Origin of the sequence: Shewanella sp. HL-SH4 (assembly GCF_051164845.1) — a bacterium.
GTDB lineage: Bacteria > Pseudomonadota > Gammaproteobacteria > Enterobacterales > Shewanellaceae > Shewanella > Shewanella glacialimarina.
This window is the reverse complement of sequence record NZ_CP195037.1, coordinates 1646551-1659751: the sequence shown is the minus strand read 5'-3', so window position 1 is coordinate 1659751 and position 13201 is coordinate 1646551. Positions and strand designations below refer to the sequence as shown.

Annotated in this window: 12 protein-coding genes; 5 read left to right on the top strand and 7 right to left on the bottom strand. The window is 43.0% G+C overall.

Annotated features, from left to right (window positions below):
- Positions 1-300: 300 nt before the first annotated feature.
- From ACRWQL_RS08220 to ACRWQL_RS08205, 4 genes are all read right to left on the bottom strand, one after another.
- Positions 301-1794: a sensor histidine kinase gene (locus tag ACRWQL_RS08220; protein ID WP_434953052.1), complete on the bottom strand. Its 1494-nt coding sequence runs from the start codon at positions 1792-1794 to the stop codon at positions 301-303.
- A complete protein-coding gene (locus tag ACRWQL_RS08215) occupies positions 1794-2525 on the bottom strand; it encodes a response regulator transcription factor (protein WP_434939815.1) in 732 nt (243 codons plus the stop codon). The genes ACRWQL_RS08220 and ACRWQL_RS08215 overlap by 1 nt, the downstream gene beginning before the upstream one ends.
- A 110-nt stretch (positions 2526-2635) precedes the next feature.
- Complete coding sequence (locus tag ACRWQL_RS08210) at positions 2636-3355, bottom strand: spondin domain-containing protein (protein ID WP_434953051.1); 720 nt, start codon at positions 3353-3355, stop codon at positions 2636-2638.
- A gap of 11 nt (positions 3356-3366) precedes the next feature.
- On the bottom strand, positions 3367-4068 hold the full coding sequence (locus tag ACRWQL_RS08205) for a spondin domain-containing protein (protein WP_434953050.1): 702 nt from the start codon (positions 4066-4068) through the stop codon (positions 3367-3369).
- Between the two features lie 186 nt (positions 4069-4254).
- Here ACRWQL_RS08205 and ACRWQL_RS08200 point away from each other — a divergent pair, with 186 nt between their 5' ends.
- From ACRWQL_RS08200 to ACRWQL_RS08190, 3 genes are read left to right on the top strand one after another with little or no spacing between them, the layout of a single operon-like run.
- Positions 4255-4806: a GNAT family N-acetyltransferase gene (locus tag ACRWQL_RS08200; protein WP_434953048.1), complete on the top strand. Its 552-nt coding sequence runs from the start codon at positions 4255-4257 to the stop codon at positions 4804-4806.
- An 11-nt stretch (positions 4807-4817) separates the two neighbouring features.
- Positions 4818-5054, top strand: coding sequence for a hypothetical protein (locus ACRWQL_RS08195; protein WP_434953047.1), 237 nt, complete (start codon positions 4818-4820; stop codon positions 5052-5054).
- A 4-nt stretch (positions 5055-5058) separates the two neighbouring features.
- Positions 5059-6408: an NAD(P)/FAD-dependent oxidoreductase gene (locus ACRWQL_RS08190; RefSeq protein WP_434953046.1), complete on the top strand. Its 1350-nt coding sequence runs from the start codon at positions 5059-5061 to the stop codon at positions 6406-6408.
- Positions 6409-6433: 25 nt separating this feature from the next.
- On the opposite strand, the gene nhaC is transcribed toward ACRWQL_RS08190, so the two are convergent.
- Positions 6434-7918 (bottom strand): Na+/H+ antiporter NhaC, encoded by a 1485-nt coding sequence (gene nhaC / locus ACRWQL_RS08185; RefSeq protein WP_434953045.1) that lies wholly within the window; start codon positions 7916-7918, stop codon positions 6434-6436.
- Positions 7919-8416: 498 nt separating this feature from the next.
- Here nhaC and rhlP point away from each other — a divergent pair, with 498 nt between their 5' ends.
- A complete protein-coding gene (rhlP, locus tag ACRWQL_RS08180; protein WP_434953044.1) occupies positions 8417-9250 on the top strand; it encodes a rhombotarget lipoprotein in 834 nt (277 codons plus the stop codon).
- A 141-nt stretch (positions 9251-9391) separates the two neighbouring features.
- Here rhlP and purD read toward each other — a convergent pair whose 3' ends face one another.
- Together purD and purH are read right to left on the bottom strand one after the other, a co-directional pair.
- Entirely contained in the window at positions 9392-10693 is a 1302-nt protein-coding gene (purD, locus tag ACRWQL_RS08175) for a phosphoribosylamine--glycine ligase (RefSeq protein ID WP_434953043.1), read from the bottom strand.
- An 86-nt stretch (positions 10694-10779) separates the two neighbouring features.
- Positions 10780-12369 carry a bifunctional phosphoribosylaminoimidazolecarboxamide formyltransferase/IMP cyclohydrolase gene (gene purH, locus ACRWQL_RS08170; RefSeq protein ID WP_434930599.1) on the bottom strand — a complete coding sequence of 530 codons (1590 nt, stop codon included), beginning with the start codon at positions 12367-12369 and terminating at the stop codon, positions 10780-10782.
- A 348-nt stretch (positions 12370-12717) separates the two neighbouring features.
- Between purH and zntR the strand changes: the two genes are divergently transcribed.
- Positions 12718-13173: a Zn(2+)-responsive transcriptional regulator gene (gene zntR / locus ACRWQL_RS08165; protein ID WP_434953041.1), complete on the top strand. Its 456-nt coding sequence runs from the start codon at positions 12718-12720 to the stop codon at positions 13171-13173.
- Positions 13174-13201 lie beyond the last annotated feature (28 nt).

Here is a 13201-nt window from a genome sequence, read left to right as displayed (position 1 = left end):
TCATTTTAGTTGTCTGGCATTTTGGCAACTAAGAAAACAATATGTGCGACTCCTTAATAAAAGACTTTATGGACTTAAACCAAAAGAGTAAAAGTGAAGTTGATGGTAAGTAGAACATCTAATCAGTGCATCATTATTTCAAAAATGTGTGCCGTGTTTAGTTAGCAGTTGGCATGCAATAGCGACAGTAAAAGAATGTTTTAACCAGAGACTACGATTTAATAATCATCTTTTAATCAATTCACGAGTGTGTTGATTCAGTCCGTATAGGGACGCTTGCATCAGCGATGCTTAAGTAACTTAGCTTTGCATCACCAGTTCTATCTTAAACTCACTGCCGACGCCGGGCTGGCTTTCTACTTCAATTTTACATTTCAATAGCCCCAACAACTGACGCACAATGGCCAGTCCTACGCCTAGCTGAGGTAGCGTTTGGTTGTTATCGAAGCTTCGCTGGTGTTGTTGTGGAGTATCCGTTTGGCTAAGTGACAATTGTCTTAGGGCTTCTACTTCATGTTGGTGCATGCCTGAGCCGGTGTCTTTTACGGCTAACCATTGTTGGTTTTTACCCTGGCTAAAGTCTTGTTGTGTAAGAATAGTGATTTCGCCTCCCGACGGAGTGTATCGTAAAGCATTATCAATTAGATTGTTGAGTATGCGTCGCATTAATTGTGGGTCGGTTAAAATTGAGGTGGCGTTAATATGCTTAAAATTTAATCTTACGCCGAGTTTTTTCGCTCTTGGGGTAAAGGTTTGTTCTATTTCATTGAGGAGTTCTGTTAACTCAACTTGTTGAAGTTGAGCATGAATTTGGCCATTTTCTAGTGCAGCTAATTCTAATAACTGGGCTAATAACTGTTGTAAGGTTTGGCCTGAGTTAGCCGCGTATTGAATTAAGGCTTGATCTCGGTCCGCTTCAGGCAAAATTAACCAGGTATCGATATAGCCCAATAATGCGGTGAGTGGGGTTTTTAAGTCATGGGACAGGTGCAGTAAAAAGTCATGTTTTGCCTGCTGTTGACGTTTGACCTGTTGTTGCTGTTGCTGAATGTCTTGCAGCAACTGATTAATGTGTTCGCTGAGTTGAGCTATCTCTAAACTGCCTCTATAGCGATCCGGCAAGGTGAGGTTCTCGGTAATGGGTAAGGTTTTTAAATTAGTTAAATCCTGGGCTAATTTATGGATCGGGCGGGTAAAATAATGCAATAAAATCACAAATAACAATAAGGCGAATATTACCCAAAAACCTATGGTTGCACCCCATATTTTGGGTTGGTTTTCGGCATTAATTAATGCTTGCCAGCTGTCGTAGTCTTCTCCGCCAATAATCACATATAAATAACCACTGTGCAGACCTTGGGCATTGACTAACTTACTGGCTGAAAAAATCTTTTGGGTTTGTTGCGAACGCGGATCTGTGCCTAAAATCGGCAGATTTTTTCCGGCTAAAAACTGCTTAATAATACCGGTGTCCACTCGATGTGTTTTAATTTTTTCTTCTTTAGCATCATAGGCAATCACTTTGCCATCTGGGTCTAAGGTGTAAATTTCAAAGCTGGGTCCGAGCAACATAAAATCATGAAAAGCTTCTTTTAATGCTGCATCAGAGGTTATCCCCTGTGATAACAACGGATTAATATGTGCCATATGTGCAGCCAACTCTTGATGTAGAGACTGCTGTATTTGATTGCGACTGAATTCGTGGTTTAGTTGTAGCCATTGCCATAATGCGACAAATAGCAGCAATACAATCATTGTAGCGACTAAAAATAATCGATTAAATAGGCGATTCATTAGTGAGCATGTGCCTCTGGTGGCGAGAATTTATAGCCCACACCCCACACGGTTTTGACTAAGTCGTGTTCTGAGTAGCGGGACAATTTGTTGCGTAAACGATTAATATGGCTATTTACTGTGTGCTCGTAACCACTATAGTTGTAGCCCCACACCGCTTCTAATAACTGTAAACGGCTGAACACCTGTAGTGGATGCTGTGCAAGAAAAAGGAGTAAATCGAACTCGCGTGCGGTTAGCTCTAAAGCATTATTAAATGCTAATACTTCACGTGTGCTGGCATTAATACTGACACCATTAAAATCAAGTTGCTGCTGATGGTTATGCAGAATTTGTCCACGTCTTAAATGCGCTTTAACTCTGGCGCGCAGTTCTAGCACGCTAAAGGGTTTTACAAGGTAGTCATCGGCGCCCGCTTCAAGCCCCAGTACTATGTCAGCTTCAGAATCTTTGGCGGTCAATAACATAATTGGCACCTGTTTTTGCGCTTGTCTCAGTTGCTGGCATAGCATAATGCCGTCGCCGTCTGGTAGCATTCTGTCCATTAAAATCAGATCGAGCTTTTTATGTTCGATGATCTGCATGGCTTGCTTCAATGTCGTGGCATGGTCGACGCTATAGTTAAGGGCCTTGAGGTTCAGAATAATTAATTTAGCCAAGTCTTGTTCGTCTTCTACCAGCAAAATATGTTGCGGACTAACATGACCGTTATGTTTGGTGTTTCCATTCATGGTAACTTCCTCAAAGCAAATCCAGTAATTGCATTGATACCTAGACCTGCTTTAAGGATAATAAATTTCAATCTGTTTAAAACTTATTCAATCAACCAGTGGTGTCGCGGTTACTGGGTACGCATAATGGTTACTGCAAGCACTGGGTTGTCAAAACGATGTGATGGCATTAGTACTGAGTCAGCCAGTCCGTCATACATTGAAATTACCCCTGGATGAATATGCACAAAATCGACATCATCACGTGCAGCGTTAAACCCTTCACCGCCGTCAGCTGGGCCAGGCATAGTGCCTTTTGCTTCGCTGTTGGCTTCAGTACCCGCATCGTAGGCCATGTATTTCACCATTTGTGGCATATCAACTTCCATACCTGCAATGTGGTAACTATTGACCCCGGTAAAGGCGTCATTAGTATTCACTAGCATTGTGGCTAAGCTGATATTGGCAACATTGGCTTGTGCTAATGTGAGGGTAAGTGTTTCACTCATCCCCGGCATTAACATACCCGTACCGTTGACACTGCTATCAATGACTTCAAGGACTGCTATATCTGCAGTGTCGCCACCTTCGGCCATTTTTTCGATAGCAAGGCTGGCCATTTCGCCCGCTTGCCATAAACTGGCTTCGGCATTATGCGCGGCTAAAATGACCGGTGACATAGGCTGATTTGCCGTTAGGTTAGTCACAGTGACAGTAAATGTTTGCATTACTGGCTCTGGTTCAACCGGTGGCACCACAACATTGTCATCGTCACTACAGGCGGTGAGTAATGTCGCCGCGGCTATCATAGCGATAAGGTTGGGTTTGATTATTAAGTCAGTGCGTTTCATGGGCTACCTCCTTATTTTACTGTGACCACAACTTTGGCTACAGGGTTTAACCAGCGGTGAATTCGGCTGTCTAAATCACTTGCACCGCCAGCTGAGTCTGTATCACCTAAAACACCGGGGTGAGTATGCACGTACATATTGTCAGCACCGTCCATTACACCAGTCCCATTTGCGCCGCCATTGCCACCCGGTGCTGCAGGAATGCCCGGTACGCCTGACATACCGCCGCCATTAATGATTTCATCATTTGCTTCTGTGCCGGCATCGTAGGCATTGACATAAACTGTGTAAGTGCCTACTTCAGTTGGAATTTTCCAGCTGTCTAAACCAATGAATGCATCGTTGGTTGGCAGCACCATTGCGACAATAGAAAGGTGGGTGTTATCGCCGGTATCTAGCATCGCACTATTAACGCTGGCTCCTGCGGCAAGTAACCCCATGGCTGGGTTAGCTAAGGTGGCGCCATTTGCGCCAGTTACCGCAGTATTAAGATCGCTAATATCGCCACCTTCTGCCATTTTTTGTAACGCAGGCGTGGCCATTTCTCCGAGGTGAAATAAATGACTGTCGCTGTTGTGAGCGGCTATTAACAATGGGGTAAAGTGATTACCATGGGTAAGGTTGGTGACACTGACTTCAATGTCTGCGGCTTGGGTTGATAAATTCAATAAACCTGCTGCTAGTAGGCTAGCGTTAACTAATGTACGTTTCATAACCGAGCTCCTTTTGTTTAATTGAGCTAGTATTACAAATGGATATCACCGGGTTATCGCTAAATTATCACAAAAGTTTAACATCGTTAGTTTCAGGCTATTTTGTTATGATAAATTAGCCTAAAACTTAGGGGGCGGTTGATCTTTCAAGGTTAATTTTCTTAGTATCAAAAAAAGAATAAAAACATGATAAGAACATTACAACAAAATGATTTTAAAGCGGTATTACTATTAGGTGAACAAGTACACGGTCAGGGTTATATGGATAAGGACGAACTGACAGCCATTTATCAGAAAGGCATAAAGAATGGCATTAATGCCAACTTTGTTGCCATTGAAAACGATGAATTACTGGGTTTTCGATTAACCTATGCCGCAGGTAAATGGCAACAGGATCAATGGTGTACTGTAGCGTTGTGGGGCGTTAACTTTGATGATGTGTGTTACTTTAAGTCAAATACCATTGCTGAACATGGCCGAGGTAAAGGGTTAGGCGGACAACTTTTACAAGCCTCTAAAGAAGCGGTTATTGTACAAGGTGCTAAAGCTGGCGTGAGTCATTTATGGCAACAAAGCCCCAATAATGCTGCGGTACGATATTTTACCAAAGCCGGTGGGCAATTGATTAAGCAGCATCCTCAACGATGGCATCAACGGCATGTGGGAGAGGATTATATCTGTGTACTTTGTGGCGCTGATTGTCACTGTGTAGCATGTGAAATGCTGTTAGTTTTTTAAGGGATTAAGTGATGAAAACATTCACTCAAACATCGTCAGAAACTCATTCTACAGCAGTATCCACAACATCAGATGAGCTCAAGTTACTTAAAATCGAGTTAAACAGGCTCAAGTTAGAAAAGCTGAAACTGTCAAAAGTTGTGCTTTATTTACAATTTATTCAATTACTTATTTTTATTCCTTTAGGTGTCGTATTGCTGGTTTTACTGACGCGTCATTGGGATAAAATTTTACAGCTATTAGGCTAACCCAATGCAACTTTATGATCCCCTTGTAAATACCACTCCACAACAGCAACCCCAGCCTAATAGCTATTGGGCAAGTACGGTTCAATTACCCCTGCCAGGTGCCGCACTAAAAGGTTCTCATCAAACCGATGTGGCTATTATTGGCGGCGGCTACACTGGATTATTAACCGCTTATTATCTTGCGACTGAATTTAATATTGATTGTCACGTGTTGGAAGCTAATCAGGTTGGCTTTGGCGCCAGTGCTCGTAATGCTGGGTTTGTGCTTAAAGGTTCTGGTCGATTGGGCTATAGCGCCATGGCACAGCGTTGGAATATTGATACCGCCAAAGGTATTTATGGTGAGTTTACCGAGGCGGTTGAGCGGGTATCAGGATTAATTAAACAGCATCAAATTAGTTGTGATGTGCAGGACACGGGTTACTTAAAAGTCGCCCATAACCCAAAAGCGCTAGCACAATTGCAAGCCGCCGCGGGGTTCATTCAGCAACACTTTGGTGATGGGGCTGAGTTTATTGACCGTAACACTTTTTGTGATCAGTACATGAATCACCAGCAAGCTTATGGTGCATTGAGGCTAAATGATGGTTTTGGGATTAACCCATTAAAATTATTACTGGGTTATAAACAGATGGTACAGCAAGCCAAAGTGTCTATATCAGAGCAATCTTGCGTGCTTGAATGGCAGCAAGAGGGCGGAAAACATCGCTTAATAACCGAGTCAGGTGAGCTTACTGCCAACAAGGTGATTTGTGCCGGTAATGCTTATACGCCAAAAAAATTCTCGCCAATTATCGATAATAAATATTTGCCAATACTCAGTAATGTCATTGTGACTGAGCCACTTACCGCCGATGAATTACAACAAGCAGGTATTTATACTTCGCAAGTCACCATGGATACTCGCATATTAAAATATTACTACCGCTTACTGCCTGATAACCGCTTGTTGTTTGGTGGCCGCGGCGCGGTATGGGGCAAAGACGGTGCTAACCCTGTGTATGGTCAAAGGCTAAAAATGGCCTTGGATAAGTGTTTTCCTGCATTAAAACACAAAGCCATTGCCTATAACTGGACCGGCTGGATAGCAGCATCGTTTGATGATATGCCACATGTGTTTGCTGAAAATGGTGTGGGTTATAGCCTAGGTTATTGTGGTGCAGGAGTGTCTTTTAGCAGCCAAGCGGCTTATCGATTGGCCCAAAGTATGGCAGGTGTTGCACCGCCTAATTTGCCTTTATATCGTCAGCCGTTACCCGCTCAGCCTGTATCTATACTACCTTTTGGCCAGTTAAAGCGTTTAGGTCAATGGGGTTATTATCATTATGGTTGGATGAAAGACCGCTTTGGCTAAAGCGGTTTTCTATTGTTAAATCGAATTAGCCTACAACGGTACCGTCACTCACTAAGCGCTCATCTAGCGGTTCAATTTTGAAATTGAAATAAGCATATGATGCACTAATTAATGGGCAAACTAAGTTAAAGAATGCATAGGGTAGATAAGCCACTGTCGCGACACCTAAGGTACTGGCCATAAAGGCACCACAGGTATTCCAAGGAACAAGCGGGCTAGTGACAGTGGCAGAATCTTCAAGGGCGCGACTTAAATTAACCGCAGCAAGTTTTCTGTTGGTATATTCCATTTTGAGCATTCTACCGGGCAACACAATCGCAATGTACTGGTCGGCAGTGATCACGTTGGCGCCAATACACACGCCGAGAGTAGTAATGATCAAACTAGAGGTGCCAGTCACTAGGGTTAAAATACTTTGCAAAATACGGCCAAGTAAGCCAGTAACTTCCATCACGCCACCAAAGGCCATGGCACACAGGATCAGCCAGACAGTCGTCACCATGCTGCTCATACCGCCACGGCTTAATAAGTTATCTAATACCGCATCGCCCGTATTAGCTACATAGCCGTCAAACATAGCGATCCAAATACCTTTAACTAACGCCAGCAGCGGCGGTATTGCATCATCGTGCACATAGGCTAATACATTATCAAATTGAAATATTGCCGCACATACTGCGCCAGCAAGTGTGCCTAAAATAACCGTAGGAAAGGCAGGCATTTTACGGTTAGCTAAATACAACACCACTAAAAGGGGGATTAATAAGTGGAATCCCGGATTAAAGGTGCGTTCAAGTAAGGCTAAGCTATCAGTTAATTGATTTTCTACTGGGGTGGCTTCAGCGGTTAAGCCTAAAAAGGTAAAGCCTATCAGTGCAATTATAATACTGGGAACCGTGGTCCAGGTCATATGTTTAATGTGGCTGAAAATATCGGTTCCGGCTACAGCTGGTGCCAAGTTGGTGGTATCAGACATTGGCGACATCTTGTCACCAAAGTAAGCACCACTGATAATTGCGCCCGCGGTGATATTAACATCTAACCCCATGGCCGATGAGATACCAATAAGCGCAATACCTAATGTACCGGCTACCGTCCAAGAGCTACCAATACTTAATGCAACAATTGCACACAATACACAACATGCACTGTAGAAATATTGTGGATTAAGAATTTGCATACCGTAATAAATCATTGTCGGCACTGTACCGGCTAAAATCCAGGTACCGATCAGCGAGCCTACACTAAATAAAATAAGTAATGCCCCGGTCGCGACCCCAATACTTTTAACTATGCCACGCTCCATTTGATTCCAGCTGTAGCCATTTTTATAGCCAATCACCATGGCAATACAGGCTGCTAATACCAAGGCGATTTGGTTGGCACCCGATGAGCTATCAGACGAAAAAAGATATACCGCAGCGGCTAGCATCAAAATTAATGCCACGATCGGAATAAGCGCATCAAGCAAGCTAGGTTGCTTAGGTTGTGAAGGTGTCGTTTGAGACATGGAGATCCTTGTTTATTATTTTTATTTTGTGTCGTTTTCATTATCGAGTTGCTATCGCAACAGTCAATATAAGCGTACGGGATAGTCCCAAACTACAGTTGTTATTAATTTGTAACGGCTGGCTATCGTTACATAGAAATGATAGTTAAGTCGAGCCTTGCTTTGTTTGAAACCCTTGGCTGAGAAGGTGTTGAAGCCTTCAAGGTGACTAAATGTTTAGCTTGGTTAACTCAATATGCGCAATAGCGGCTTGTAGCTTGCTTAAATATGCATGATGGGCTTATTTTTTATGAGGAGAATATCTTAATTAAGATTAATGCAGCTTTAAGCGCATTTAATAGTTTGACTAACCACATCTTGAGTTGATAGAAAGCATTAATATCAACTCTTTTAAAATGATTTTACTGATCAGATAAATCATTTGTTCGTCTCTTTGGGATATGCAATTATGCTTTCGTGTTATAAACATATAGCCCATAGGGTATCAAAGGAATGTTGATGAAGTCTAAAATGTGTGTCTGTCTACTAGTAGTGTTTTTTTTATCGGCCTGCAGTGCAATTGTCAGTCAAAATACCGGTAAACAAACACAATCCAGCAGTCTGATGGATTTTTTATATCCGGATGAAAAAAGTCGTGCTGAACATCAACCTGAAATTCCTATTCTAAAATTACCGGTAAAAGTGGGTATCGCGTTTGTGCCGTCTAAAAATTGGGGCACCGAGGGTATTCACAGCAAAGATCAAATCGAGTTACTTGAAAAAGTGAAGCAGGCGTTTTTTCAATATGATTATATTGGCCACATTGAAGTTATTCCCAGTACTTATTTGCAGCAGGGGCAAGGGTTTGACACTTTAGAGCAGATATCAAGGCTATATGATGTCGACGTTATGGCGTTAGTGTCTTATGACCAAGTGACTCAATCAATTGAAAATAATGCTGCGCTGTTATATTGGACCATAGTGGGCATGTACGTTATTCCGGGTAATGAAAACGCGGTACAAACATTTGTTGATACCGCTGTTTTTGATATCAAAAGTAAAAAAATGTTGTTCAGAGCGCCTGGGGTTAGCAAGCTTGAAAAAAGAACTACCGCGATTGGCATTGACGATACCTTAGCCGAAAAATCACTCGAAGGGTTTGGCTTAGCTGTCGATGATATGACGACTAATCTAGATGCGGAATTAGCTCGGTTTAAGACTCGAGTAAAAGAAGATAAAGTGGCTACAGTTGAACATAGAGAAGGCTACAGCGGTGGTGGTTCAATGGGTTTTTATTGGGTATTGCTAATGAGTATCGCATGGCTTAGACGAGCCAGAAAAATGAACTCTTGATCATCTACTATTCCAAGTCGAAATGAAAAATAGCTTCCAAAGCTGCCTGATTATATATAGACCCTACAACTAAAAAATCCCTGTGATGCTTTGATTAGTCAACATCACAGGGATTTATTAGGTCACATAAAAACTAACTTATTATGCTTTACCTTGCTCGCGCGCAATAGCACGGTAAGCAATATCGGTGCGGAAGTAAACGTCATCCCAATGGATGGTATTTACTAATGCGTAAGCGGCTTTTTGCGCTTCAGTAACTGTATTACCTAATGCTGTAGCACATAGCACTCGGCCACCATTTGTTACCACATGACCGTCTTTCATTTCAGTGCCAGCATGGAATACCTTGGCATTGTTATCGCCAAGTGATAAACCATCAATCACATCATGCTTACGATACGCATCTGGGTAACCGCCAGCGGCTAACACAACACCTACAGCAGGACGTGAATCAAACTCAGCGGTAACAGTATCTAACTCGCCACGAGTTGCTGCTAAACACAGTTCAACGATATCAGATTGCAGACGCATCATGATTGGCTGAGTCTCTGGGTCACCAAAACGGCAGTTGTACTCAAGTACCTTTGCACTACCGTCAGGTGAAATCATCAAGCCCGCGTAAAGAAATCCAGTGTAAACGTTACCTTCAGCGGCCATGCCATCTACCGTTGGGCGAATAACATTAGCGATGGTCCAGTCATGAACTGCCCGAGTCACAACAGGTGCCGGTGAGTATGCACCCATGCCGCCTGTATTTGGACCGTAGTCTCCATTGTCGCGAGCTTTGTGGTCCTGGCTGGTGGCCATGGCTAGAATGTTTTTGCCATCAACCATAACGATAAAGCTGGCTTCTTCACCCTTTAAAAATTCTTCTATAACAACGCGTGAACCCGCTTCGCCAAATTTATTACCAGATAACATATCGTCAATGGCTGCATCAGCTTCAACCTGGCTAGCAGCAATAATCACGCCTTTACCTGCGGCTAAACCATCGGCTTTAATCACCACAGGGAAACCTGTTTTAGCGGTTAACTCTGCCGCGTAAGCTTTGGCTGGCTCAATTTCAGTGAAGTTTGAATAATCAGCTGTTGGAATGTTATGACGCGCTAAAAAGTCTTTAGTAAAGGCTTTTGATGACTCAAGCTGAGCAGCACCCTGTGTTGGGCCAAATATAGGTAAACCGGCAGCGTTAAACGCATCAACCACACCTAATGATAAAGGCACTTCTGGGCCAACAATGGTGAGTTCAATCTTGTTGTCTTGGGCAAATTTCACTAACTCTGAAATGGCCTCAACCTTGATTGCAACGTTTTCTAATTTTGGCTCTAGTGATGTGCCCGCATTACCTGGCGCAACAAAAACTTTTTCAACTTGAGCAGACTGAGCCGCTTTCCAAGCTAGAGCATGTTCACGACCGCCGCCACCAATTACAAGTACTTGCATCTCGATTCATTCCTCTAAGTAGTAAAAATATATGATTCTTTAAACGAAAAAAGCAGCCAAACAAGGCTGCTCTATTCTAGTGCCGATTAATGGCGGAAGTGACGCATGCCAGTAAATACCATGGCGATATTGTGTTCATCCGCAGCGGCAATAATTTCTTCATCGCGAATTGAACCACCCGGTTGAATAATACAGCTGATACCTGCAGCAGCAGCAGCGTCGATACCATCACGGAATGGGAAAAATGCATCAGATGCCATTACAGAACCTTCAACCACTAAACCTTCATCAGCTGCTTTAATACCGGCAACTTTAGCTGAGTAAACGCGGCTCATTTGACCTGCGCCAACACCGATTGTCATGCCATCTTTGGCGTACACAATCGCGTTTGATTTAACAAACTTAGCCACTTTCCAGCAGAACATTAAGTCGGTTAATTGCTCAGCCGTTGGTTGACGTTTTGATACCACTTTAACGTCTTCAACATTGACCATGCCCTGGTCGCGGTCTTGAACCAATAAACCACCATTAACACGCTTAAAATCTTGAGTGGTGGTTTTAGTGTTCCACTCACCACATTCTAATAAACGTACGTTAGCTTTAGCAGCAACAATATCACGCGCAGCCTGGCTGACTTTAGGTGCAATAATCACTTCAACAAATTGACGGTCAACAATCGCTTTGGCCGTGTCTGCATCTAATTCCTGGTTAAAGGCAATAATGCCACCAAAGGCAGAGGTTGGATCTGTTTTGAATGCGCGCTCGTAAGCTTCTAAAATAGTACTACCTAATGCTACACCACAAGGATTAGCATGCTTAACAATCACACATGCAGGGCCTTCAAATTCTTTTACACATTCAAGTGCTGCGTCAGTATCGGCGATGTTGTTATAAGATAATGCCTTACCTTGAAGTTGAGTTGCACTGGCAACAGATGCTTCATCAATGTGCGTATCCACATAAAACGCCGCTTTTTGATGACTGTTTTCACCGTAGCGTAAGTCTTGTTTTTTGATCAACTGAGTGTTGAATGTACGTGGAAAGCTTGAATCTTCATGGCACTCATCTTTGCTATGAGCAGGCACCATAGTGCCGAAGTAGTTAGCTATCATGCCATCGTATGCCGCTGTGTGTTCAAATGCGGCTATGGCTAGGTCAAAACGGGTTTCAAGCGTAGTGCTACCATTGTTAGCTTGCATTTCAGCAATCACGCGGGCGTAATCTTTAGCGTTAACCACTATGGTAGTGTCTTTGTGGTTTTTAGCCGTAGAGCGCACCATTGTTGGGCCGCCGATATCGATGTTTTCAACTGCATCAGCCAATGTACAACCTGCTTTTGCTACTGTTTCAGCAAATGGATACAGATTTACGGCGACTAAATCGATAGGCTTGATACCGTTTTGTTCCATCACGATTTCATCAATACCACGACGAGCTAAAATGCCGCCATGCACTTTAGGATGCAATGTTTTGACACGACCATCCATGATCTCAGGGTGACCTGTGTAATCAGAAACTTCCATGACAGGGATATTGTTATCGGCCAGCAATTTTGCTGTGCCACCGGTAGATAACAGTTCAACACCTTGGGCATGCAAAGCTTGTGCAAATTCAAGGATTCCAGTTTTATCTGAAACGCTTAGTAGCGCGCGACGAATTGGTCTGACAGTATTCATGTTGGTACAGGGTCCACTATTAAATTTCAAGGATCTTTCGCAAAGCAGATTCGGGTTGTTTAATGGTGTTTACACCCAAAAGTGAATCTGTTTTGCCAAAGTTCCTCGGGGCATTATTTGAACAAAATGTGCAGCTATTTATGATTATTATTATCTGTGCCGCCAGAGCGCGCATATTTTACCGTAAACAATAGGGCTTGAGTGTTTTTTCTGCGTGATTTCACAATATTGAAATCCGAACAACACCAGGGAAAATAAATAACCATAAAACCCTTGACCTTGGATTAAACTCTAAGGTTTATACTTGAGCCATATTCAAAGTTTGCTTAGGGCAACAACGGGACGATTATGTATCGAATAGGTGAGTTAGCGAGTCAGTGTGATATCAAGGCTGACACCTTACGCTTTTATGAAAAACACGGCCTGCTTGCACCATCAAGCCGTTCTGAGTCGGGTTATCGTTTATATAATAATGATGATGCCGCTAGATTACGTTTTATTTTACGCGCTAAAGCTGTTGGTTTTACCTTAAATGAGATAGCAGAGCTGTTGTCTATTGAACTTGATAAAGCCAACTGGGCCTGTGCTGACGTGAAGGGTATGGTGGATAACAAACTTGAGCATGTTGAAGCTAAAATTGCCGAGTTAACCCAGTTTGCTAATTCCTTACAAAGCTTATCAAATGCCTGTTGTGGTGGCCCCGATAGCGCCGAGCATTGCAGTATTTTAGAGGCGCTTGAATCTGAAGATAAGCAGCTAAATGCCAGAAATGAAACGGCACATAAAGCGCATCAACATGGTTAGTCTTTATTGATTCTGCTTGTCCGCAGCT